The following is a 23,748-nucleotide window of genomic DNA, read 5'->3' as shown; positions in this document are numbered from 1 at the left end:
TGGGGCGCTCCCTAATCTGGCTCTGTCAAGGCCATGACCGGTCGTGGCAGTCAATGCGCTGCGGGGGAACGTGAATCAGATACAGGGCCTGCTCCTCGCGGGCCGCTATCGACTCGGTGACTCGATCGGGCGTGGCGGCATGGGCCGGGTGTGGCGCGCCCACGACGAGGTACTGCACCGGACCGTTGCCGTAAAGGAACTGACGGCGGCCCAGTACGTGCAGGAGGCCGACCGGGCCGTACTGCTGACGCGGACTCAGACCGAGGCGCGGGCCGCCGCGCGCATCAACCACCCGGCCGTCGTCACCGTCCACGACGTGCTGGAGCACGACGACCGGCCCTGGATCGTGATGGAGCTCGTCGAGGGCCCCTCGCTCGCGGACGCCCTCAAGGACCATGGCCGGATCCAGCCCCGCGAAGCCGCCCGAATAGGCCTGTGGACGCTCCGCGCGCTGCGCGCCGCCCACGCCGCCGGAGTGCTGCACCGTGACGTGAAGCCGGGCAACGTCCTGCTCGCCCGCGACGGGCGCGTGCTGCTCACCGACTTCGGGATCGCGCAGGTCGAGGGCGACTCGACGATCACGCGCACCGGCGAGATCGTCGGCTCGGTCGACTATCTGGCGCCCGAGCGGGTCAGCGGCGCGGCTCCCGGACCGGCGTCCGACCTGTGGGCGCTCGGCGCCACGCTGTACACGGCCGTCGAGGGGAAGTCCCCGTTCCGGCGCACGTCGCCGATCAGCACGATGCAGGCCGTCGTCGAGGAGGAGCCGGGCGACCTCACGTCCGCGGACGTCCTCGAGCCCGTGATTCAGGCGCTGCTGCGCAAGGATCCGGCCGCGCGTCCCTCCGCCGACGAGGCGGAGGCGATGCTCTGCGAGGCGGCGGAGGGCCGGCGTCCGCACGCGGCTCAGGCCTATGTGCCGACGCAGGTGCACGTCGCGACGGCGACGGTCCGGCCGGACCGGGCCACGGCGGTCGGAGTGCCTCAGCCGATGACGCCCGGGTCGATGACTCCCGCCGCGCCGTACGCCCCGGCCGCCCCCGCTGCCCGGCGCTCCCGTTGGCCGCGCGTCGTCGCCGTGTGCCTGGCGGCGGCTCTCGTCGGGGGTGCCGCGGCCTTCGCCGCGAACCACTATCTGAACGACGGGTCCCCGTCGAAGGGGAGCGCCGCCCCGGGCCCGAGCCCGGACCCGAGCCCGGACCCGACCCCGGGCTCGTCGAAGGGGTCCGGCCACACGAGCGCGAGTCCCAAGTCCGGGAACATTCCCGACGGCTGGGTCCGCCGGGACGACCCCGAGGGCTTCAGCCTCATGCTGCCGGCGGACTGGACGCGGCGGCAGGACGGCTCCCAGATCGACTACACCCCGGACGGCGGCAAGCACTTCGTCCGTATCGCCGTCGACAAGTCCCCCGACTGGCCCGACTCCTACCAGCACCAACTCGACCTGGAGCGGCAGGTGAGGACGAAGCTGCCCGGGTACGCGCGGGTCAGCCTGCAGGCAAATAATTTCCGGGACCGCGAGGGATCCCTCTGGGAGTTCACCTGGACCGCGGGCGACCAGGACTCGACTTCGGGCCCGCGCCGCGCGATCGAGCAGACCTACGTCGACAACGACGGCACGGAGTACGCGATCTACCTCTCCGTCCCGGCCGCCGACTGGACCGAGGCGCGGAGTCAGTTCGACGCGATCCTGCGGGGTTGGCAGCCTTAGGCCACGATCGGCGTCCCAGAGCGGCCCGAACCTGCCAATCGCCGCCTCACAGCTGCCCGACCGGCGCGTTTTGTTGATCCGTTTACCGTGTGGAGTGGGTCGGTGCGGGGCGCGGGTCTTGGGGCATGATGGGGCGTATGGGCAGCGAGGGGAGAGCAACGCCCGTGTGATCGCCGGGCGTTACCGTCTTGAGGCGCGGATCGGGCGGGGCGGGATGGGCGTCGTGTGGCGCGCGTCGGACCAGCTCCTCGGCCGTCACGTCGCGGTGAAAGAACTCGTGCTCGACGAGAGCCTCTCCGAGGGTGAGGCCCGGCGCCGCCGCGAGCGCACCCTGCGCGAGGCCCGCGCGATCGCCCAGCTCAGCCACCCGAACGTGATCGTGGTCCACGACGTCGTCGAGGACGGTGAACGCCCTTATATCGTCATGGAGTTGATCGAGGGCGGCTCCCTCGCCGACCGGCTCGCGCGCAGCGGCCCCGTCGGCGCCCCTGAGGCGGCCCGGATCGGGCTCGCGCTCCTCGGGGCGCTGCGCGTGGCGCACGCGGCCGGCGTACTGCACCGCGACCTGAAGCCCGCGAACGTACTCGTCGAGGCGACCGGTGAGCGCGTGGTCCTCACCGATTTCGGGATCGCGCAGGTGAACGGCGCGTCCACGCTCACGGAGACGGGCTCCTTCGTCGGGTCGCCCGAGTACACGGCGCCGGAGCGGATTTCGGGGGAGCGGGCCGGTCCCGCGTCCGACCTGTGGTCGCTCGGCGCGCTGCTGTGCGCCGCCGTGACCGGGGAGTCGCCGTTCCGGCGCGACTCGCTGGGCGGGATCCTGCACGCTGTCGTCTCCGCCGAGATCCGCCCGCCGTCCGCCGCCGAGCCCCTCCTCCCCGTCGTACGCGGCCTGCTCGAGCGGGACCCGGCGCGCAGGCTCGGCGTCGACGAGGCGGACCGACTGCTGCGCGCGTACGTGGCCACGGGGACGACGCCGTTCGACGTGGCAGCGCACACGGCCCGGCCGGCGCTCGCGCTTCCGCAGAACCGTTCGGCCAGGGCCGCTCTCGTGGCGGCGACACTCGTCGCGGCGATGGTCGGCGCGGGTATTTCGGCCGCCGCGCTCCTGATGAACGGAGGCGAGGGCGGCGGCCCGGCGCGCCCCACGGAGTCCGCGCCGGACGGGCCGGGTGGCACGGAGGCTTCGTCGGGCTCGGCCACGGCGCCCCGTCCCACGGTCACCGTCACCGAGCCCGGGCCGGGCGGCACGTCGCCCGCCGGTTTCCGCACCGCCGTCGACCCGGAGGGCTTCACGCTGGCCGTGCCGCACGGGTTCAGCCGCAAGCCCGAAGGCCCGCGCATCTTCTACACGTCGCCGGACGACACGTTCCGGATCGGCATCACGCAGGCGTCTCCCGACCCGGGCGGACCCGGCGCCGTACAGCGCCGCTCCGACGCGACGGGCCCCCGCGACAACCCGGGCTACCGCGACGCCTCGGTCACCGACACGACCCACGGCGGCCGGCCCGCCGCGCTCCGCCGGTTCACGTGGAACGGCTTCAGCACGGCCGAAGGCGCCCGGCACACGTACGAACTCTGCTGGGAGCAGGGCGGGCGGATGTACGACGTGTGGGTGTCGGCGCCGGTTGGGCGGCTCGCGGAGGCGAAGCGGTACTTCGACACTGCGGTCGGCACGTTTGTGCCGTCCGGGGCCTGATCAGGCATCGGGCCGGTCACAAGTCCGTGACCCGGGTGGATCGGAGGCGCCCGCCACGGTAGGCATGGGGGCATGAGTGACAACGGGGGAGCCTCTTACGGCCCGAACGATCCGACGAGCTTCGGACTGCAGCCGCCGCGGCCGCCGCACACGCCCCACCAGGGCAACCCGTACGCGCAGGACCCGGCTCCGCAGCAGCCCCCCGCCCCGTACGTCCAGCAGCACCAGCCCACGCAGGTCGTGCCCCCACAGGCGCCGCAGCCCGCCCAGCCCGACCCCGGCGCGGGCCGGCTCATCGGTGGGCGTTACCGCCTCCTCGGCAAGCTCGGGCACGGTGGCATGGGCACCGTGTGGCGGGCCAAGGACGAGACCGTCGACCGTGAGGTGGCCGTCAAGGAGCCGCGCGTCCCGGATCACCTGCCCGAGCGCGAGCGGGCCACCGTCTTCGAGCGGATGCGGCGCGAGGCGCGTGCCGCGGCCCGGCTCGACCACCCGGCCGTCGTCAACGTGCACGACGTCGCCGTCGAGGACGGCCAGCCGTGGATCGTCATGGAGTTCGTGCAGGGGCGCACGCTGGGCGCCGTACTTCAGGAGGGCACGCTCGGCGCGCGTGAGGCGGCTCGGATCGGCCTCGAAGTGCTCGGCGCGCTGGAGGCCGCGCACGCCGCCGGGGTCCTGCACCGTGACGTGAAGCCGGACAACGTGATGCTCGGCCGGCACGACCGAGTGGTCCTCACCGACTTCGGCATCGCCCAGATCGAGGGCGAGACCAACCTGACGGACACCGGCGGCTTCGTCGGCTCGCCCGAGTTCATCGCCCCCGAGCGCGTCCTCGGCCAGCGTCCGGGCCCCGCGTCCGACCTGTGGTCGCTCGGCGTCGTCCTGTACGCGGCCACGGAGGGCGTCTCGCCGTTCCGCCGCAACAACACGCCCGCGACGCTCCAGTCCGTGCTCAACGCGACCCCGGCGGCGCCGGCCGCCGCCCAGGGACCGCTCGCCGAGGCCATCAACGGCCTGCTCGCCAAGGACCCGGCGCACCGCCCGAACGCGGCGCGCGTCCGTGACCTCCTGGAGCGCGCGGCCAACCCGCCGCAGCAGCTGCCCACCCAGCCCGTCCAGCTCACAGCCCCCGGCGGCAACGGCGGCAACGGCGTCCGCGTCGGCCGCAAGACCTTGTTCGGCCTGGGCGCGGCGGTCGTCGCGGCGGCCGTGGTGGCGTACCTGGTGATCGCGGACCCGTTCGCGGGACCGCTGCCGGACGACTGGAAGAAGCACCCGGAGAAGATGGTGGCGGCCACGTTCTCGGCGCCGCCGCAGTACGTGCGGGCCCAGGTGGACAACACGTACGACAAGACCAAGCACTGGGTGTCGTGGCAGGACCCGAGCTACGCGGTCTCGATCACCCTGAACCTCGAGAAGAAGTCCGAGGACAAGGTGAACGGGATCGCGAGCTCCGCGTCCGCGCAGGCGTACAAGGACTCCGACGAGATCAACAAGGGCAGCACCATGATCGTCCCGGGCATGGCGGACAAGCCCGCGCCGCACAGCCGGACCGCCAAGACCACGTACCGCGACGGTGAGGCGGCCGAGAACACGATCACGTACACGAACGACTCGGCCTCCGACGCGCTCAAGCCGCGCGAGGCGAAGGTCTTCTACTACAAGTCGAAGAAGACGGGCGACATGTACCGGCTCTGGATCGACTATCCGGGCAAGGGCGACTTCGTCGAGCGGGGCCGTGAGGTCGCGAAGACGGCGATTGCGAATCTGGCCATCGACAATCTCTGAAATTGGCGGGTTTCGACGGTCAGGGCGGCGACAACGCCCTGATCAGGCCGTTTGTTGCCAGCGATCGCTGGCGTCGTGTGAGTGCTTGGTGAAAGCTCGTTACCCACGGGTACCCAAAACGTGGACGTGCGCATACGCTTCCCGCCATGACGGACTCGCAGGCCATCTCCCACGACCGTACGGACCAGGCCGATCAGTTTGGCCACACCGGTACGAACCCGGTCGCCCCCGCGCCGCAGGGCGCGCGCACCGCTGCCGACGTGGTGACACCCGAGCTGATCGCCCAGCTCACCAAGGGAGTGGTCGGCTCCGGCCGCACCGCCAACCACACGCCGCTCACCGGTGAGAAGCTCGCGGAGCTGCCCGAGTCCACGCCCGAGGACGTCGAGACGGCGTTCGAGCGGGCCCGCGCCGCGCAGGCCGTCTGGGCGAAGGTCCCCGTGAAGCGGCGCGCCGCCGTCCTGCTCCGCTTCCACGACCTGGTGCTCGCCCGTCAGGCCGAGGTCCTCGACCTGATCCAGCTGGAGACCGGCAAGGCGCGCCTGCACGCGCACGAGGAGATCCAGGCCGTCGCCGTCGCGGCCCGGCACTACGGCCGCAAGGCCCCCGCCTACCTGAAGCCGAAGCGCCACACGGGCGTCGTCCCGACCCTCACCAAGGTCACCGAACTGCGCCAGCCGCGCGGTGTCGTGGGCCAGATCGCGCCCTGGAACTACCCGTTCGAGCTGTCGGTCGGTGACGCGCTTCCGGCCTTCGTGTCCGGCAACGCCGTCGTCATGAAGCCCGACACGGAGACCTGCCTGACCGCCCTGTGGGCGCGCGACCTGCTCATCGAGGCGGGGCTTCCCGCCGAGGTCTTCCAGGTCGTCCTCGGTGAAGGCCCGGTCGTGGGGCCGGAGTTGGTCAAGCACGCCGACTACGTCTCGTTCACCGGCTCCACCCGCACGGGCCGCGAGGTCGCCCAGGGCGCCGCCGCGCGCCTCGTCGGCGTCTCCCTCGAACTCGGCGGCAAGAACGCCATGTTGGTCCTCCAGGACGCCGACATCGAGAAGGCGGCGGCCGGCGCCGTCCGCGCCTGCTTCTCGTCCGCGGGCCAGCTCTGCATCTCCATCGAGCGGCTCTACGTCCACGAGTCGGTCGCCGACGCGTTCGTCGAGCGGTTCGCCGCGCGTACGAAGGCAATGCGACTCGGTACGTCGCTCGCGTACGGCGCCGACATGGGCTCGCTGGTCGGCGAGCGGCAGCTCACGACGGTGACGCGGCATGTCGAGGAGGCCGTCGCCAAGGGCGCCACGCTCGTCGCCGGCGGCGTCGCGCGGCCGGACATCGGCCCGTACTTCTTCGAGCCGACGATCCTCGACGGCGTCGAGGCCCCGATGGCGGTGTGCAACGAGGAGACCTTCGGCCCGGTCGTCTCCATCTACCGCTTCAGCGACGAGGACGAGGTCATCGCGCTGGCCAACGGCACGCCGTACGGCCTGAACTCGTCGGTCTGGACGAAGGACGCCAAGCGCGGCCACCAGGTCGCGTCCCGGCTGCGCACCGGCACTGTGAACATCAACGAGGGCTACGCGCCCGCGTACGGCAGCGTCCAGTCGCCGATGGGCGGCATGAAGGACTCGGGCCTCGGCCGCCGCCACGGCTCCGAGGGCATCCTCAAGTACACCGAGGCACAGACCGTCGCGCACCAGCGCATCATGCCGCTGGCGCCGTCGTTCGGGATGGACGACGAGAAGTACGCGGCGTTCATGAGCCTCAGCCTCAAGGCGATGAAGGCCATCCGCCTGAAGTAGCCAGCCGCTCCTGAAGGCGCACTGCGTGCGCCTTCAGGAGCGCGGGAACTGCGCGACCAGCCACGACGAGAGCCGCACGAGGAGATCACGCATGGCGCAGGCCGAGAACGACGCCGCGTACGACTACGACGTTCTGGTCGTCGGATCCGGGTTCGGCGGATCCGTTTCCGCGCTGCGCCTGACCGAGAAGGGCTACAGCGTCGGCGTCCTGGAAGCGGGCCGCCGCTTCACGCGCGACACGCTGCCCAAGAACTCGTGGGACCTGAAGAACTACCTCTGGGCGCCCAAGCTCGGCATGTACGGCATCCAGCGCATCCACCTGCTGGGCAACGTGATGGTGCTCGCGGGCGCCGGCGTCGGCGGCGGTTCGCTGAACTACGCCAACACCCTCTACGTGCCCCCGAAGCCGTTCTTCGAGGACCCGCAGTGGAAGGACATCACCGACTGGCAGGCCGAGCTGAAGCCGTACTACGACCAGGCGCAGCGGATGCTGGGCGTGCGGCTCAACCCGACCATGACGCCCGCCGACGTCCACCTCAAGGCGGCCGCCGAGGACATGGGCATCGGCGACACCTTCCACATGGCGCCGGTCGGTGTGTTCTTCGGCGACGGTGACGACGCCGACGGCTCGGACGCGGTGAAGGCCGAGCCCGGACAGCAGGTGCCGGACCCCTACTTCGGGGGCGCGGGCCCGGCCCGCAAGGCGTGCACCGAGTGCGGCGAGTGCATGACGGGCTGCCGCCACGGCGCGAAGAACACCCTGAACGAGAACTACCTGTACCTCGCCGAGAAGGCGGGCGCGGTCGTCCACCCGATGACGACGGTCGTCTCCGTCACCGACGACTCGCAGGGCGGCTACGCGGTCGCGACCCTCCCGACGGACGACAAGAAGAAGGGCGCCGGCCGTACGTTCAAGGCGCGGCGCGTCATCATCGCGGCGGGCACGTACGGCACGCAGACCCTGCTGCACCGCATGAAGGCCGGCGGCCAGCTCCCGTACCTGTCGGCCCGCCTCGGTGAGCTGACGCGGACCAACTCCGAGGCCCTGGTGGGCGCCCAGACCACCGACCGCCGCTACAAGAAGCGCCACGGTCAGCCCAAGGTCGACTTCACCAAGGGCGTCGCCATCACGTCGTCGATCCACCCGGACGACAACACGCACATCGAGCCGGTCCGTTACGGCAAGGGCTCGAACGCGATGGGCGGCATGACGATCCTTCAGGTGCCGTACGCGCAGGGCTCGTCGCGCGTCGCGGGCTGGCTCGCCAACGTGGCCAAGCATCCGACGCTGCTGGCCCGTTCGCTGTCCAACCACCGCTGGTCCGAGCGCACCATCATCGGCCTGGTCATGCAGTCCCTGGACAACTCGCTGACGACGTACCTGAAGCCGGACGGCGTCGGCAAGGGCCTCCTCACGGCCAAGCAGGGCCACGGCGCGCCGAACCCGAAGCAGATCAAGGCCGCGGTGGACGCCGCGTCCACGATCGCCTCCGAGATCAACGGCTTCGCGGGCTCGAACGTCGGCGAACTCATGGGCACCCCGCTGACCGCGCACTTCCTCGGCGGCTGCCCGATCGGCGACTCCGCTCAGACGGGCGTCATCGACCCGTACCACCGCCTCTACGGGCACGCGGGCATCTCGGTCGTCGACGGCGCCGCCGTCACGGCGAACCTGGGCGTGAACCCGTCCCTGACGATCACCGCCCAGGCCGAGCGCGCGATGTCGTACTGGCCCAACAAGGGCGAGGAGGACCCGCGTCCGGCACAGGGCGCCGCGTACGCCCGGCTCTCCGCCGTCCCGCCGAAGAACCCGGCCGTCCCGGAAGAGGCGTTCGGCGCGCTGAAGCTCCCGTTCCTGGGAATGCCGGCGGTCCCGCCGAAGAAGTAGCCCTCTTACAGAAACGAGAAGGACCTGCGCCCCCCTCCGAGCGCAGGTCCTTCTGGCTTTTCCCTACCGGGTGTTACGCGGTGACGTCCGACTTGCGGCGGCGCACGGCGTACACGACACCGGCACCGGCGACGACGGCGACGCCGCTCACCAGGCCGATGGTCGGGACCATGGAGGACGAACCGGTCTCGGCGAGGCTGCCGGTCGGGTTCTGCGTGTTGTTGTGGTTCGGCTTCTCGGACGGCATCGGGACCTTGCCGCCTTCCTGCGGCTTGGTGCCGTCGGTGGGCGTGCCGGACTTCACGATCTGGATGACGTAGCTGGCGGTGCTGGCGCTGAAGCAGTCCAGCTCGTCGTCGTTGTAGAAGCCGCCGCCGATGGTCAGACCGGCGCCGATGGGGGCGTTGGCCTTCACGTTCAGGCGGAGCTGATAGTTGATGGACTGGCCGGCCTTGACGCCCGCGAGGTCGAGGAAGCCGGCGGAGTGGCCCTCACCGTCGTTGATGTCGACCCAGGTGCCGTCGACCTTGGCCTGGAGCTGGACCTGGCTGGCCTTGAACGCGTCGACCGCGTTCTCGTCGTTCGGGCCCACACCCGCGTAGAAGATGGCCTCGTCGAGGTCGGACTTCGTCGGGTTCTTCACGTTGAGCGTGAAGGGGTGCCAGCCGCTGCCGGCCGCGATCTTGCCGGGCAGCCCGTTGAGAGAGATGGCCAGCTTGGACTTGTAGTCCTTGTTGTCCTCCTCGCAGACGCCGGTGGGCTCGGTGGGCTCGTCGGAGGGGGTGGGGGAGGCGGAGGCGGAGGCGGAGGCCGAGGCCGAGGCCGAGGGCGAGGCGGGCGTGGAGTCGCCCGGCTTGGCCGTCTCGGTGTCCCCGGCGGCCGGGGTGGTCTCTTGCGCGGCGGGGGTGGTGGTCTCCTCCGCGGGGGTGGTGGTCTCGGTCTCCGACGGGGTCGATTCCTCGGCGGACGGCGAGCTGCTCTCGGTCTCGGTGGCCGGAGAGCTCGACTCGTCGGACGCCGCTGCGGGAGCGGCGGGCGCGTCCGTGTCCGCGAACGCGGCGGGCGCCGACAGAAGCGCGATCGGAGCTATGGCAGCCGTCGCGGCCGCGGCGGCCAGTGCACGGCGAAGCTTCATGAAGACCTCGGAAAGTCCGGCGTACTGCTGCGGCGCAGTACGAGCTGGGAGGCCTCCGCGTCGTGGGGTCGCGGGTGTGGCCGTTGGTTCCGCACATGTGACCGGCGGCCCGGGTAAAAGGTTGTCCCTCAACTCACAGAATTTTTATGTGAGCTGGTTCACCGGGGGTCCGTACAACCTTTGCGGTGATCTCTGATCGTTACGCCGGGCCCTGGCAGAGCGACATGACGGCGGGCTTGGATGTCGCCTCGGTACGGCCGACGCGTGGCGCCGTACCGCGGATGACGAAGGTGGGAATGTGAAGTCAGGTGTGAGGCGCGCCGTTTCGGCAGCGGCCGTGGTCGCGGCCCTCGGTGGGACGACGGGGTGCTGGGCGATCTCGGGCGGCGGCGACGCCGGGAAGCCGGCGAAGTCCGCGACGCCCGCCGCTTCGGCGAAGAGCGCGGCGCCGAAGGCTCTCACGGCCGCCGAGCTGGACAAGGCCGTCCTCGCGGCCGGTGACGTCAGGGGCTACAAGGTGGAGAAGCCGGCAAAGGCCGACCTGCCGCCCGCCCTGAGCGTCCCCGCGAACCCGGCCTCGTGCCAGCCGCTCGCCGACATGTTCATGTTCTCGACCCAGCCGGCGGCGAAGGCCCGCGTCGTCCGCACCCTCTTGGGGACGGACCAGTTCGACCCCAGGGTGACCTCGCTCGCGCTCCTCGCGCACGACGCCGCCGACGCGGCGAAGGTCATGCGGGACGTGCGTACGGCCTCGCAGAACTGCACCGCGTACGAGCACGCCGACTACAAGTACAGCGGCGTCAAGGCGCGGCCCGCGCCGGACGCGGGCGACGAGGCGGTGTCGTACGACGTGAGGGGTGTCATCGACGGCGACAGGATCCCGATGACGTTCACCGTGGTGCGCAGCGGCTCGACGGTCGTGGCCTTCTACACGATGAACATGCTCGACCCGAAGAAGACGGATGTGCCGGCGGCGATCGTCGACGCGCAGATCGCGAAGCTGGAGAAGACCGGCTGACGGCATCGGCTGTGAGCACGACCGAGGGCCCCGCGGACGACTCCGCGGGGCCCTCAGACTTCGGCACCGATGTCAGGGCGGCATCGGTGCCGGGAAGCGGCGCCGGGGGGTGCGCCGCTGACACGAAACTGGCGGCGATGCGCATGTGAAGCCCGGGACTTGAGGCTTTGTGGGGGGTGTGGGGGGTCTGTCGGGAGGCCGGCCGGCCCCGGGCGTCCCCGGGACCGGCCGTTCTCTTGGGTGACCGGGCTGCTGTCCCCTGCCGTCCGGTCACAAACGCTGAAGCGAGGTCCCACGACGTACGGCACGAAGCCCTACGTCTCATCGCTCCAACGGAGCCACGCGTGGATTGAGCGGGCCCGCCCCTGGCTGGCACGGACATCGGGACCAACGAAGGGCGCCGCGCACCGGTCACGCGCCGTACGGGTGAGAACGGATCCGAACGTGGGTGCGCCGCGTAAGGCCCCTCAGACGCGGCCGCGGCACAGCTCCAGGAGCGTCATGGCGAGGCCGGTGCCGGGCTTGCCGAGGGCGTCCCTGTAGTGGGCGAGAACCTCCAGCTCGCGGGCGAGGTTCACGCGGCGCCCGCCCGAGGTGATCCGCGCCTCCTGGATGACGGCCGAGACGGCCATCCGTTCCTGGATCAGGCCGATGATCCGGTCGTCGAGCGTGTCGATGCGCTCCCGGGCGCCGGTGATCACGTCGGCGGCCTCGGGGGTGCGGGCGCCGGTCTTGTCAGCCTGGGTGGCGGTGGCGGTGGCGGTGGCGGTGGCGGTGGCCGTGGTGGCGGTCATGTCGTCAGGGCTCCTGTTTCGGGTTTCGGGTGAGGTGCCCCGGATCGGCAAGGTCCGGAAAACGGCAGGCGCCCCGGGCCTTGTCGGCCCGGGGCGCCTGGGAAGTCGCTTGTCAGTAGCTCAAGCAGCACGACCATGGCAGCCGGTGGGCCGGTTGCCATAGGTAAAGACGAACGTCGTGAGCTTGCGCATACGCACAGTATGGACCCGGGCCCGTGCGGCCGGGCAACCGGGATTCGGATGGTGAGACGAAAAGCTCCACCGGCGCGCCGGTAGAATCGACAGATAGAACCCACTCTGGGCTCGAACCCGCCTCCGGGCCTCGAACCCAACTCTGGGACCCGCTCCTCCGCCGGAAGGCCGCCGTAGTGTCATCAGCGACAACCGCTGCCGCGCCCGACGTCTCCAACCCGGACGTAGTCCTCGTTGTCGACTTCGGCGCCCAGTACGCCCAGCTCATCGCCCGTCGCGTCCGTGAGGCGCGGGTCTACAGCGAGATCGTCCCGTCCACCATGCCGGTGGCCGAGATGCTGGCCAAGAACCCGAAGGCGATCATCCTCTCCGGCGGCCCGTCCTCCGTGTACGCGGAAGGCGCCCCCAGCCTGGACAAGGCCATCTTCGAAGCCGGCGTCCCCGTCTTCGGCATGTGCTACGGCTTCCAGCTCATGGCCATGGCGCTCGGCGGCACCGTCGACGACAACGGCGCGCGTGAGTACGGCCGCACCCCGCTCACCGTCTCCAAGGCGAGCTCCACCCTCTTCGAGGGCACCCCCACCGAGCAGTCGGTGTGGATGTCGCACGGCGACGCCTGCTCCGCCGCCCCCGAGGGCTTCACCGTCACCGCGTCCACGGACGTCGTCCCGGTCGCCGCCTTCGAGAACGACGAGAAGAAGCTGTACGGGGTCCAGTACCACCCCGAGGTCATGCACTCGACGCACGGCCAGCTGGTCCTCGAGCACTTCCTGTACCGCGGCGCCGGCATCGAGCCGAGCTGGACCACGGGCAACGTCATCGAGGAGCAGGTCGCCGCGATCCGCGCCCAGGTCGGCGACAAGCGCGCGATCTGCGGTCTGTCCGGCGGCGTCGACTCCGCCGTGGCCGCGGCCCTCGTCCAGAAGGCCATCGGCTCCCAGCTGACCTGCGTCTACGTCGACCACGGCCTGATGCGCAAGGGCGAGACCGAGCAGGTCGAGAAGGACTTCGTCGCCGCGACCGGCGCGAACCTCAAGGTCGTCGACGCCTCCGAGCGCTTCCTGAACGCGCTGGCCGGCGTCTCCGACCCGGAGACCAAGCGGAAGATCATCGGCCGCGAGTTCATCCGCGTCTTCGAGCAGGCCCAGCTGGAGATCCTCCAGGAGGACGGCCCCGAGGTCGCGTTCCTCGTGCAGGGCACCCTGTACCCGGACATCGTCGAGTCCGGCGGCGGCACCGGCACGGCGAACATCAAGTCGCACCACAACGTCGGCGGCCTGCCCGACGACATCGAGTTCGAACTCGTCGAGCCGCTGCGCCAGCTCTTCAAGGACGAGGTCCGCATGGTCGGCGCCGAGCTCGGCCTGCCTGACGAGATCGTCCAGCGCCAGCCGTTCCCGGGCCCCGGCCTCGGTATCCGCATCGTCGGCGAGGTCACCAAGGACCGCCTCGACCTGCTGCGCGAGGCCGACGCCATCGCCCGCGAGGAGCTGACGGCGGCCGGTCTCGACCGCGAGATCTGGCAGTGCCCGGTCGTCCTGCTCGCGGACGTCCGCTCGGTCGGCGTCCAGGGCGACGGCCGCACCTACGGCCACCCGATCGTGCTCCGTCCGGTCTCCTCCGAGGACGCCATGACGGCGGACTGGACCCGGATGCCGTACGAGGTCCTCGCGAAGATCTCGACCCGCATCACGAACGAGGTCGCGGACGTCAACCGCGTCGTGCTCGACGTGACGAGCAAGCCGCCGGGCACCATCGAGTGGGAGTAATTCCTCCCCGTGTCTGTGTGTGAAGGCGCCGCCCCTCTTGTACGAGGGCGGCGCCTTCGCCGTGTGCGCGTGCCTGGGTTCCTCAGGTCCGCCTGAGTGTGCGCAGCTCCTCGCCCGGCTTCCACACCTGGAGGACCAGGTACTTGTCGTCCTCGATGTACGTCCGCGTGACCTCCGTCAGCTCGGCGCGGAACAGGTGGAAGTCGTTCGGGTCCGGGACCTCGATCGTCTGCGTGTACGCGGTGATGGCCTCGGGGTCCTCGACGAGCAGCGCGCGGCCCGAGATCCGTACGTCCCCTCCGCCCATGCCGGTGCCGGCGCCCGGATTGGCCTGGACGGCGAAGCGCGGGTCCCGCTGCAGGTCACGGGCCTTGAGCGAGCCCGGCATCATGCCGAGCCAGAACTCGCCGTTCAGAAACCGCACCTCGAGACCGCTCGTGCGGGGCGAACCGTCCTTGCGGAGCGTCGCGAGGACATGGTGGGTGAACTGGCCGAAGCGCTCCTCGATCGTCTCGGCGAGGTCCGGTTCGGCCGCGGTGAAAGTGCCCCAGTTCGACGTCATACGCCGAGTCTCACGCCGAAACCCGACATCCGCTGACCGGTATGGGCCGGGGTGTCGGCCGGTCGGCGCACTCTCTTCACAGCTCGCCTCTGTCCTCCTGAGCTCCTCGCGGGTAACTTCCGGACCATGTCGACGCAGGCGCCCTCACCGATCCCCACCGAACAGCTCCAGTTCGCGATGCCCCCGGTCCACGACTCCCCGGCCGACGACCGCCGCTACCGCAAGGAGCGCCTCGCGGGCGCCCTGCGCATCTTCGGCCGCCTCGGCTACGAGGACGGGGTGTCGGGGCACATCACGGTGCGGGACCCCGAGTACGACGACTGCTACTGGGTGAACCCCTTCGGGATGCCGTTCAAGCACGTCACCGTCTCCGACCTCGTCCTCGCCAACGGGGACGGGCAGGTCGTCGAGGGCCGCCGCCATGTGAACCAGGCCGCGTTCACCGTCCACGCGCAGGTCCACCGCGCGCGGCCCGACGTGGTCGCCGTCGCCCACTGCCACTCGCTGCACGGGCGCGCCCTGTCCACATTGGGCGAGCTGATCGACCCCATCACCCAGGAGGCGTGCGCCTTCTACGAGGACCACGCGCTGCTCGACGAGTACACCGGCGTGGCGGTGGACGCGGAGGAGGGGGCTCGGATCGCGGCCGCCCTCGGCTCGTACAAGGCACTCATCCTGCGCAACCACGGTCTGCTCACCGTGGGCGACTCGGTCGACGCGGCGGCGTGGTGGTTCCTCTCGATGGAACGCTCCGCCCAGGTGCAGCTCGCCGCGCGAGCGGCGGGCCGCCCGGTGCTGATCGATCACCGCAAGGCGCTCGCGACGCGCGACCAGCTGGGCGGCGACCTCGTCGCCTGGATCAACCACCAGCCCCTGTGGCAGGACATCAGCAGCGCGGAGCCGGATCTGCTGTCTTGACGGCGGCTCTGCCGGGTGACGTGATTTGGGGCGCCGTCGGGTGGCGTGACGGGTGGCTTCGGCGGGTGGGGTGGCGGGCGGGCTTCGCCGGGTGAGGAGGCGGGCGGGCTCCGCCGGGTGACGTGGCGTGGGGCGCGCGCGGCCGAGTCGTGGTGGCGTGGGCGCTGTCGGTCGTTGTGGCGCCGGTGGTGCTCCCGGCTTGCGTGACGTGCGGCTCCGCGGGGGCGGGCCGCGTCGGACCGTGACGTCGGGGTGTCGGTTCACGGGCGTGGGTCAACACGGGTGTTCGCCGTTCACTCTCGCCTGGCCGCAGAGGGCCGCCCCGTACGGGCTCATGTGCGGCACAATTCGCAGTCATTGCACGGAAGTTGACGCGCGGTCGTTCGGGTCGCGCGGGCTCTGACTGGGAAGGCGGGCGTTCCGGGTGGCGGTCCAGGAGGCGCGAGAAGGAACGCACGGCGGGAGCTGCACCTGTGGCGACTGCCCGCACGGAGCGCGCGAAGGGCACCGCTTGGCCGTGGCCGCGTTCCTCGCCAAGCGGGACGAACTGGCGGCCGGACAAGGGCTGCCCGCCGCCGTCGCCCGGTCGGCGGGTGCCTCCCGGCAGTGGGTCTCGGACGAACTGACCCAGTCCGCACGGGACATGGCCGACCGGGGGCGCGCCGAGGGCGAGGCGTGGCTCGCGGGCCTTTGGCCGCGCACGGTCGCGGTGGTGTGGGGCGGGTGCGCGCTGCTTCTCATCGTGCAGGCGGTCACGGCGATCGGCGTCGGCTGGACCACGGCCCGCACGGCGGGGCTGCTCGCCGCGGTCGTCGTCGGCGGTCTCCTGACCGGCGCGGCCCACGTCCACCGCTCGGCCGGCGGCATCCTTGCCCCGCTCGTCGGCGAGGACAACCGGCTGTCCACCTCCCGCGCCGTCGCCGCCGCCTGGGTCCTCGTCCTCGTCTACGCGGCACTCGTCCTGGCCGGCGAACTGGCCGGGGCGACAAGCCCTCGCGCACGGCACACCCTGATCGCCGGGCTCGAACTCGCCCGGGGCGCCGGTGTGCTGACCGTCCTCGCCGTCATCTGCGGCATCGCCGTCCTGGTGCGCCGCGTCGTGGGGCTGCGCGTCCTGGGCCAGCGCCTGCAGAAGGTGCGCGCGGACCGCCCACGCGCCGCCGACCTGCTCACGGACGACTCCGGCCGCGGCTCCTTCGCCGACATCCAGTACGTCCTGATCTCGGCCGTCGCCCTGGTCTTCGTGGCGGTGCGCCTCGCCCGCAACCCCGCCCAACTGCCCGACCTGCCCTGGGGACTCGCCCTGCTCACCCTCGTCTCGGCGGCCACCTACCTCGCGGCCAAGTACGCCGAGGGCGGCCGGCCCGTGATCCTTTCCGTCGTGCGGTCCCGCGAGGCCGGCGACCTGGACGCGCCGATCCGTACGGGCGACGACATCGAGATCCGCGGGGCCGGATTCGTACCGCCCGGCGCCGCCACCGCTGACCGCCTCGCCCGCATGGTCGTCCGCATCGGCCCCGTGTACGTCCATGTGCCCCTCGTCCCGGTGCCGGGCGGCTTCACCAACCCGACCGACACGACCCTGACCGTCCCGGTCCCGGTCGACGTCGAACCCGGCCGCGTCGAGGTACGGGTCGTCACCGCCGCCGGCGTCGAGACGAACCCGTGCGCGATCGACGTGTCGGACTGACACCCCGTCGCAAGCCCCGCACGTTACTGAGCAGTCACGCCGCCGTGTACGTATGGTCTGGTGACGGGCACCGAGGCGGGCGCGAGAGGCGGCGGACGGACGATGGCTCACGGTATGCGGACGGACAACCCCACCAGTTACCTGGGCGGCGGGGGCACCTGGCGGGACAACGCTCAACGGTTCGCACTCCTCCCTCTACGTGTCTTTCTCGGCGTCACCTTCATCTACGCGGGGCTCGACAAGCTGACCACCCCCGCGTTCTTCCACGCCTCCGGACCGGGCTCGATCGGCGAGCAGATGCACGGAGTACGCAACATCTCCGCCATCCCCGCCATGGTCGACCTGGCGCTCAAGGCCCCGGCCGGCTTCGGCTACGCCATCGCCTTCGGTGAACTCGCCGTCGGCATCGGCACCCTGATCGGTCTGTTCGCCCGCGTCGCCGCGGTCGGCGGGATGCTCATCTCGCTGAGCCTGTGGCTGACGGTGAGCTGGGCGACCCAGCCGTACTACCTCGGCAACGACCTGGCCTACCTGATGGCGTGGCTGCCCATGGTCCTCGCGGGAGCGCCGGTGCTCTCGGCCGACGCGCTCCTCAAGTCCCGCCGCCGAGCCAGAAGCGGGCTCGGGTGAGGGAGGATCCCCGCGCCCCGAAAGGGGCGCGGGGAACTGCGCGCCCAGCCCCACACAAGCGGCACCCGCCCCCCACACACACAAGCAACACCCGAACAACTACCCAGCCCACAAGCGGCCGCCGAACAACTCACCCCGCACAAAAGGCCGTCGAAGCTCTAGCGCAGCGCCCCTCTTCGCCGCCGCCGGACGGCGTACGTCACCGTCCCCGTCGCCCCCGCCAGGCAGAGACCGCCGGCGACGAGGGGGAACACCACGTACCACGGCACCGCCCAGGCGCCGAGCGCGTCGCCCAGATAGAGCGCCCCGGTGACGGTGAGCACGATCCCGGCGACCAGCTTCCCCGGCTGGAACTCATGACGTGGCACGGGCCACCTCCACCTGTCCGACGCCCACTTCGAGCCGCAGTACGACGGTGCCGCCGTCTTTGCTGCCCGCCGGTGGCGTGAGGGTCACCTTCTGGTCCTGCCCCGGACGGACGTCCACGTCGCTCGTCCGCTCGTCCGGCAGCCGGATGTCACCGATTCCCGCCTCGGCCCGCAGCACGACCGTCGCGTCCTTCGGCACGACGGCCTTGAGCCGCCCCGCCCCGACCTCGACCCGCGTCGTCAGCGTCTTGCCCTTGCCGACGTCGACCCCGCTCAGGTCGAGCGTGCCGACACCGGTCCCCAGTGAGTACCTCGGCGCCACCTGGGTGACCGAGGCCGGAGTCCAGGAGGTGCGCACCCAGCTCGTGGTGATGTTCGACGGAAGCGTGGCCGCCGCGGCAAGGAGCCCCGCCGTGAGGACCGCGAAGATCACCGAGCCGGCACCCGTTCTGCCGAGGAACGCGCTGAGCCCGATGCCCAGGCCGAACACGACGAGCGCGCTCGCGAGACCGGCCTGCAGAGCATTCCCGAGCGGGTGCCCGTGCCACGTCGCCGCGGTGGCCGCGCACCCTGCCGCCAGGGCGAGCAGGAACGTCCACCCGCCGATCCAGCGCGGCCCGCGCTCCCTGGGAGCGCAACCGGGTCTGGACCCGGTTGCGGCGCGAGAGCCGGATCCGGAGTCAGGTCTGGAGCCGGACCCGGAGACCCCGGGGTCCCCGAGGTCGTCAGGGACGTAGTCCGAGACCCAAGCCGTAGCGTGCGGTCCGCGCGCCGTCGGCTCGTACCGGATGTCGAGCGCTCTGTCGGGTCCCCAGAAGTACCCGGTCCCTCCTACATGCGTGCCGTCCTTGACTATCGGGTCCCGCCACCACGAAGGCGCTCCGGTGACGGGCGGTGCCTGTGGCTCGGGCGGTGCGTCCGCCACTGACGGTGCCGCGAGGGGGTCGGGACCGGCAGCTCCGCGCTGCTGCGACCAGTAACCCGCGCCCGCGAGAAGCAAGGTGAGAACCGCGGCGAACGTGAGCACTCCGCCGTTGTTCAGCATCGAGAGGAAGAGCCCGCAGCCGACGAGCGCGAAGAGCACGGCCGTGAGCGCAGGGCCGTCCACGCGGCCGGAGAGGACCTTGCGCGCCTCGTTCTCCTCCTCGTCGTCGTAGGGGACGAAAAGCCAGGCGAAGCCATAGAAGATCAGACCGAGGCCGCCGGTCGCGGCGATCACCGCGAGCCCGATCCGGAAGATCACCGGATCCATGTCGCAGTGCCGGCCGAGGCCCGCGCACACGCCGCCCAGCATCCCGTTCCGCCGGTCGCGCCGGAACCTGGCCGGCGCCGAACCGGCGCCGGTCTCCTGTCCCTGCGCGGGCGGTGCGGACGTGCCCGCGGAGCCGCCTGCGGAAGCGCTCGCGGAACCGGGACCGGGCGAGCCGTCCTTCGGCTGCCCGGCCTCCGCTTCCGGCGAGGCGTGCTGGTGATCTGTCATGTGTCCATGGTGACGGCCGGAGGCCCGCCGCGGCAGCCGGGACAACCCTGGCCGAACCCTGAAATCGCCCCTTACACCGCTCGGGGGCGCACCCTCACGACCGTGGATACGCGGCGGGAAACGCGATGGGAAATCCGGCCGTGATGCTGCGGGGACGCGGCGCGGGACGGCCGCGGACGCGGCCGACGTCGGGGCAGGAGATCAGGGGCGTCTCCGGGCTGAACCCTGATGCCCGGGCCCGTCCCACGTGTGACGATCAGTGTCATGCCGGAAGCCGCAGCAGCACCCATCGACGAACCGCGGGCACCGCGCAAGCTCTACCGCAGCAGCGACGGTCGCATGTTGGGGGGAGTGGCGCGGGGACTCGCCGGACATCTCGGCCTGCCCGTGATCTGGGTGCGGCTCGTCTTCGTGGGCCTGTTCATGGCGGACGGACTCGGGGCTCTGCTCTACGCGGCGTTCTGGTTCTTCGTCCCGCTCGGCGTCGGTGGCGTCGGCGGCGAGCGGTCCTCGGCGTTCGTCACGGAAATAGCGCCGGACGGCCGGCGCCGGCTCGTCGCCCGCAAGCCCGACAAGGGGCAGATCCTCGCGCTGCTCCTCATGGTCGTCGTGGCGATGGTCTTCGTCAGCAATGTGAATCTGGCGGGGAACGCGAAGGCGTACCTGTGGCCGGCGCTCCTTGTCGGCGCCGGTGTGGCCCTGGTCTGGCGCCAGGCGGACAACGCGCGCCGGGCCCGCTGGATGGAGGTGGGCCGCAGCAGACGCACCCTGAATCTGGCGCGGGCCGCGGCCGGTGTCGTCCTCGTGGGAGCCGGGGTCACCGGGATCTTCGTCCTCCAGGGGTCGGCCCAGCACCTCGGCTCCGTCCTCCAGGCCGCCCTCGCCGTCATCGTCGGCATCGCCCTGCTCGCCGGCCCCTATCTCGTGCGCATGACCCAGGACCTGTCCGAGGAACGCCTCATGCGGATCCGCGCGCAGGAGCGGGCGGAGGTCGCGGCGCACGTCCACGACTCGGTGCTGCACACCCTGACGCTGATACAGCGGAACGCGGAGAGCCCGGGTGAGGTGCGGCGCCTGGCCCGCGCCCAGGAGCGCGACCTGCGGGCCTGGCTCTACAGACCGGAGGGCAACGGGAAGGACGAGGCCGACGAGCCGGCCACCGTGGCGGAGGCGGTCAAGCGCGACGCGGCCGAGGTCGAGGACCAGCACGGGGTGCCCCTCGAAGTCGTGGTGGTCGGCGACTGCCCGCTCGACGACGGTCTTTCCGCACAGATGCAGGCCGCGAGGGAAGCGATGGTGAATGCCGCGAAGTACGGTGGCGAGGGCGGTGCGGTGCAGGTCTATGCCGAGGTGGAGGAGGAGCGGGTGTTCGTGTCCGTACGGGACCGGGGGCCCGGCTTTGACCTCGACTCGATACCCGCGGACCGGATGGGCGTTAGAGAATCGATCATCGGCCGGATGGAGCGCAACGGCGGTTCGGCACGGCTGCGCGCGGTGCCGGACGGCGGTACGGAGGTCGAACTGACCATGAAGAGGGCGGAGATGACCCCATGAGTGACGAGCAGTCCAGGCCCGGGACGAGCGACGCGGCGGAGGCGGGCGAGCAGGTGGACCGGCACGTGCGCGTGGTCCTCGTCGACGACCACCGGATGTTCCGCACCGGGGTCCAGGCGGAGATCGGCCGCACCGGGACGACCGGCGTCGAGGTGGTCGGCGAGGCCGCTGACGTCGACCAGGCGGTCAAGGTCATCACGGCCACACGCCCCGAGGTCGTCCTGCTCGACGTACACCTTCCGGGCGGCGGTGGGGTCGAAGTCCTGCGCCGGTGTGCTCCGTTGATGTCGGCCGTCGACAACCCCGTGCGTTTCCTGGCGCTTTCGGTCTCGGATGCGGCGGAGGATGTCATCGGCGTCATCCGTGGCGGTGCCCGCGGTTATGTCACCAAGACGATCACCGGCACGGACCTGGTGGACTCCGTCTTCCGTGTCCAGGAAGGCGACGCGGTGTTCTCCCCGCGTCTCGCGGGCTTTGTGCTGGACGCGTTCGCGTCGACCGACGCTCCGCCCGTCGACGAGGACCTGGACCGCCTCACGCAGCGCGAGCGGGAGGTCCTGCGTCTGATCGCCCGTGGTTACGCGTACAAGGAGATCGCCAAGCAGCTGTTCATCTCGGTGAAGACGGTCGAGTCGCACGTCTCGGCGGTCCTCAGAAAGCTCCAGCTGTCGAACCGGCACGAGCTGACGAGATGGGCGACGGCGCGGCGCCTGGTCTGACGGTTCAGCCACGGCCAGGCACCCGGTCGCCGGGCCGTCAGCGGTGGGCGCCGCCGTTCGCGGCCGGCGCGCTCACCGTACGCAGGGCCCAGCGGTAGTGCCCCGCCGCCTTCACGATGCCGACGAGGCCCGTCACCCACATGATCAGGCCCGAACCCATCCCCCAGGCGACAGTCGCGTACACGTACCGCCCCGGCCCGGCCGAGGCGGCGGTTCCGAAGGAGGCCCACAGGCCGAGCACGCACAGCACCAGGGACGACAGGAGCCAGGTGAGGCTGAGACCGGGGGAGCGTAGGCGCGCTTCGGACGCCGGGTCGCTGTCCAACGCCAGCCAGGCGTTGGTGAGTTCACGTATCTTCCGGTCGCGGCGGATGGCGAGGACGATGCCGATGACCGACGGGACCAGCGCACCCAGGCCGAGAACGGCGAAGATGGGGCCCAGGACGAAGACCAGGGGATCTTTGTCCTCGAACTCCCCGACCACCAGGGTAATCAGGGCCCAGCCGATCAGGACGCCCGCGCCGAACAGCCACAGCAGCAGCAGCCGTCCCAGCCCGAGGTGCCTCTTCCGAAGTTCGTCGAGCGCCATGGCGCGGCCGGCGAGCAGCGCCTGACGGTCGGGCCAGGTGCTCAGATGCGGGGGCGGCGGGGGTGGTGGCAGGGGGCGTCGGGACATGTCCCCGACCCTACCGGCGGGCGGAACACCGGCTCACGCCACCCGAGTTGCCCCCGCGAACGGCATCAGGTCGACGGAGGCGATGCGCACGGGAGCGCTGGGGTTCGGCGCGTGGATCATCTTGCCGTCGCCGATGTAGAGACCGACGTGGCTGATGCCCGAGTAGAAGAACACCAGGTCGCCTGGCTGGAGTTGGGAGCGGGGGATGCGGGGGCCTGCGTTGATCTGGGAGTACGTGGTGCGCGGCAGGGAGACGCCGGCCGAGCGGTACGCGGCCTGGGTGAGGCCGGAGCAGTCGAAGGCGTTCGGGCCGGTGGCGCCCCACACGTAGGGGCTGCCGAGCGCCTTGTACGCGTAGGCGATGGCCGCCGCCGCGCGGGAGTCCGGCGCCTTCGGCAGGGCCCCGGACGGCAGGTCGCGGGACAGGTCGGAGCGCGAGGCACGGACGGTGCCGTCGGTTCCGGTGTCGCCCGCGCCCGCTCCGATGCTGGTGCGCTCGGCCGCCGGCAGCTGGTCGAGGAGACGCTTGGCCTCGGTCAGCTTCCCGGTGACCGTCTTCTTCTGCTTGCGCAGTTCGCCCTGGCGCTGCCGCAGTTCGGCGAGGCGGCCGTCCGCCTCGCCGCGCAGCTGGCCGATCTGCCGGAGTTCGCGCCGGACACGCTCGACGGCGGCGGCCTGACGGGTGCCGAGGCGGTCGGTCAGCGCGGCGTCGTCGAGGTAGTGCGCGGGGTCGGACGACAGGACGAGCTGGATGGTCGGGTCGAGGGCGCCGGTGCGGTACTGCGCGGCGGCGGCCGAACCGAGCGCCTCGCGGCGGGCGTTGAGCCGGTCCATGCGGCGGGCCGACTCGTCGCGCAGGGCGTCGAGCTGCCGCTCGGCCTTGGCAGCCTTCTCTTTGGCGCCGTTGTACTTCTCGGTGGCCTTCTCGGCTTCCTGGTAGAGCCGGTCGACCTTCGCCTTCACCTGGCCGGGGGTGAGCCGGGGCTCCGCGTGCGCCGCGCCGTCGAAGGCGGTGGCGGTCGCCGCGGAGGCGAGCGCGAGGGTCGCCGCGGTGCGGGCCGTAGGGCCGGTGAGCGAGCGCGGTCGGGGCTTACGGTGCGCTGCCGCCACGGGGGCACGTCCTTCCGGTACGTACTGCTTACGCGTCCGGCGGCGGCCCGGCACAGGGGGAGCGGGCCGCCGCCGGACCTTCTCGGCGGTAGGCGGCCGGCTACCGCCCCGGACGGAGCGGCGGTGGGGAGCCGGTCACCTGAGGAAGGACGCTAAACCTGACCGTCACGGGTTGGTGACGGATTGTCCACAACTGGCCCTTCTGTTCCGGGTGCGACCGCACCTGACCGATGGCCGACCGGAGTGGACCGTCA

General features: G+C 71.4%; 19 protein-coding genes. 12 read left to right on the top strand and 7 right to left on the bottom strand.

Annotation, left to right across the window (positions count from 1 at the left end; genetic code table 11):
- The first annotated feature begins 79 nt into the window (after positions 1-79).
- From ABZ893_RS24580 to ABZ893_RS24560, 5 genes are all read left to right on the top strand, one after another.
- Positions 80-1,711, top strand: a complete 1,632-nt coding sequence (locus ABZ893_RS24580; protein WP_361407787.1) for a serine/threonine-protein kinase — start codon at positions 80-82, stop codon at positions 1,709-1,711.
- Between the two features lie 214 nt (positions 1,712-1,925).
- Positions 1,926-3,410, top strand: a complete 1,485-nt coding sequence (locus tag ABZ893_RS24575) for a serine/threonine-protein kinase (RefSeq protein WP_361407785.1) — start codon at positions 1,926-1,928, stop codon at positions 3,408-3,410.
- Between the two features lie 72 nt (positions 3,411-3,482).
- Positions 3,483-5,198: a serine/threonine-protein kinase gene (locus ABZ893_RS24570; protein ID WP_361407354.1), complete on the top strand. Its 1,716-nt coding sequence runs from the start codon at positions 3,483-3,485 to the stop codon at positions 5,196-5,198.
- 146 nt (positions 5,199-5,344) lie between these two features.
- On the top strand, positions 5,345-6,991 hold the full coding sequence (locus ABZ893_RS24565) for a succinic semialdehyde dehydrogenase (protein WP_361407352.1): 1,647 nt from the start codon (positions 5,345-5,347) through the stop codon (positions 6,989-6,991).
- A gap of 91 nt (positions 6,992-7,082) precedes the next feature.
- A complete protein-coding gene (locus ABZ893_RS24560) occupies positions 7,083-8,879 on the top strand; it encodes a GMC family oxidoreductase (protein ID WP_361407350.1) in 1,797 nt (598 codons plus the stop codon).
- Positions 8,880-8,952: 73 nt separating this feature from the next.
- Here the strand turns inward: ABZ893_RS24560 and ABZ893_RS24555 are convergent, their stop codons facing one another.
- Positions 8,953-10,014, bottom strand: a complete 1,062-nt coding sequence (locus tag ABZ893_RS24555; RefSeq protein WP_361407348.1) for an LAETG motif-containing sortase-dependent surface protein — start codon at positions 10,012-10,014, stop codon at positions 8,953-8,955.
- Between the two features lie 298 nt (positions 10,015-10,312).
- Here ABZ893_RS24555 and ABZ893_RS24550 point away from each other — a divergent pair, with 298 nt between their 5' ends.
- Positions 10,313-11,032, top strand: a complete 720-nt coding sequence (locus ABZ893_RS24550; protein WP_361407346.1) for a hypothetical protein — start codon at positions 10,313-10,315, stop codon at positions 11,030-11,032.
- 467 nt (positions 11,033-11,499) lie between these two features.
- Here ABZ893_RS24550 and ABZ893_RS24545 read toward each other — a convergent pair whose 3' ends face one another.
- On the bottom strand, positions 11,500-11,826 hold the full coding sequence (locus tag ABZ893_RS24545; RefSeq protein WP_361407344.1) for a chorismate mutase: 327 nt from the start codon (positions 11,824-11,826) through the stop codon (positions 11,500-11,502).
- A gap of 368 nt (positions 11,827-12,194) precedes the next feature.
- On the opposite strand from ABZ893_RS24545, the gene guaA reads away from it, so the two are divergent.
- A complete protein-coding gene (gene guaA, locus ABZ893_RS24540) occupies positions 12,195-13,787 on the top strand; it encodes a glutamine-hydrolyzing GMP synthase (protein WP_361407342.1) in 1,593 nt (530 codons plus the stop codon).
- A gap of 82 nt (positions 13,788-13,869) precedes the next feature.
- Here the strand turns inward: guaA and ABZ893_RS24535 are convergent, their stop codons facing one another.
- Entirely contained in the window at positions 13,870-14,349 is a 480-nt protein-coding gene (locus tag ABZ893_RS24535) for a pyridoxamine 5'-phosphate oxidase family protein (RefSeq protein WP_361407340.1), read from the bottom strand.
- 126 nt (positions 14,350-14,475) lie between these two features.
- Here ABZ893_RS24535 and ABZ893_RS24530 point away from each other — a divergent pair, with 126 nt between their 5' ends.
- From ABZ893_RS24530 to ABZ893_RS24520, 3 genes are all read left to right on the top strand, one after another.
- Positions 14,476-15,267, top strand: coding sequence for a class II aldolase/adducin family protein (locus ABZ893_RS24530; protein WP_361407338.1), 792 nt, complete (start codon positions 14,476-14,478; stop codon positions 15,265-15,267).
- A gap of 424 nt (positions 15,268-15,691) precedes the next feature.
- Complete coding sequence (locus ABZ893_RS24525; protein ID WP_361407337.1) at positions 15,692-16,957, top strand: hypothetical protein; 1,266 nt, start codon at positions 15,692-15,694, stop codon at positions 16,955-16,957.
- A gap of 102 nt (positions 16,958-17,059) precedes the next feature.
- Positions 17,060-17,587: a DoxX family protein gene (locus ABZ893_RS24520; protein ID WP_361407783.1), complete on the top strand. Its 528-nt coding sequence runs from the start codon at positions 17,060-17,062 to the stop codon at positions 17,585-17,587.
- Positions 17,588-17,745: 158 nt separating this feature from the next.
- Here the strand turns inward: ABZ893_RS24520 and ABZ893_RS24515 are convergent, their stop codons facing one another.
- Positions 17,746-17,955, bottom strand: coding sequence for a hypothetical protein (locus ABZ893_RS24515; RefSeq protein WP_361407335.1), 210 nt, complete (start codon positions 17,953-17,955; stop codon positions 17,746-17,748).
- Positions 17,942-19,435 (bottom strand): PspC domain-containing protein, encoded by a 1,494-nt coding sequence (locus tag ABZ893_RS24510; protein ID WP_361407333.1) that lies wholly within the window; start codon positions 19,433-19,435, stop codon positions 17,942-17,944. Before ABZ893_RS24510 ends, ABZ893_RS24515 begins: the two co-directional genes overlap by 14 nt.
- 264 nt (positions 19,436-19,699) lie before the next feature.
- On the opposite strand from ABZ893_RS24510, the gene ABZ893_RS24505 reads away from it, so the two are divergent.
- A complete protein-coding gene (locus ABZ893_RS24505) occupies positions 19,700-20,989 on the top strand; it encodes a PspC domain-containing protein (protein ID WP_361407331.1) in 1,290 nt (429 codons plus the stop codon).
- Positions 20,986-21,708, top strand: coding sequence for a response regulator transcription factor (locus tag ABZ893_RS24500; RefSeq protein ID WP_361407329.1), 723 nt, complete (start codon positions 20,986-20,988; stop codon positions 21,706-21,708). The genes ABZ893_RS24505 and ABZ893_RS24500 overlap by 4 nt, the downstream gene beginning before the upstream one ends.
- A gap of 37 nt (positions 21,709-21,745) precedes the next feature.
- Here the strand turns inward: ABZ893_RS24500 and ABZ893_RS24495 are convergent, their stop codons facing one another.
- Positions 21,746-22,384, bottom strand: coding sequence for a hypothetical protein (locus ABZ893_RS24495; protein WP_361407327.1), 639 nt, complete (start codon positions 22,382-22,384; stop codon positions 21,746-21,748).
- Between the two features lie 33 nt (positions 22,385-22,417).
- Complete coding sequence (locus ABZ893_RS24490) at positions 22,418-23,494, bottom strand: NlpC/P60 family protein (RefSeq protein ID WP_361407325.1); 1,077 nt, start codon at positions 23,492-23,494, stop codon at positions 22,418-22,420.
- Between the last annotated feature and the right edge of the window lie 254 nt (positions 23,495-23,748).

This window comes from Streptomyces sp. NPDC046821, assembly GCF_040645335.1.
Classification (GTDB): Bacteria; Actinomycetota; Actinomycetes; order Streptomycetales; family Streptomycetaceae; genus Streptomyces.
The sequence above is the reverse complement of the archived record's forward strand: the minus strand, read 5'-3'. Positions and strand labels throughout refer to the sequence as shown.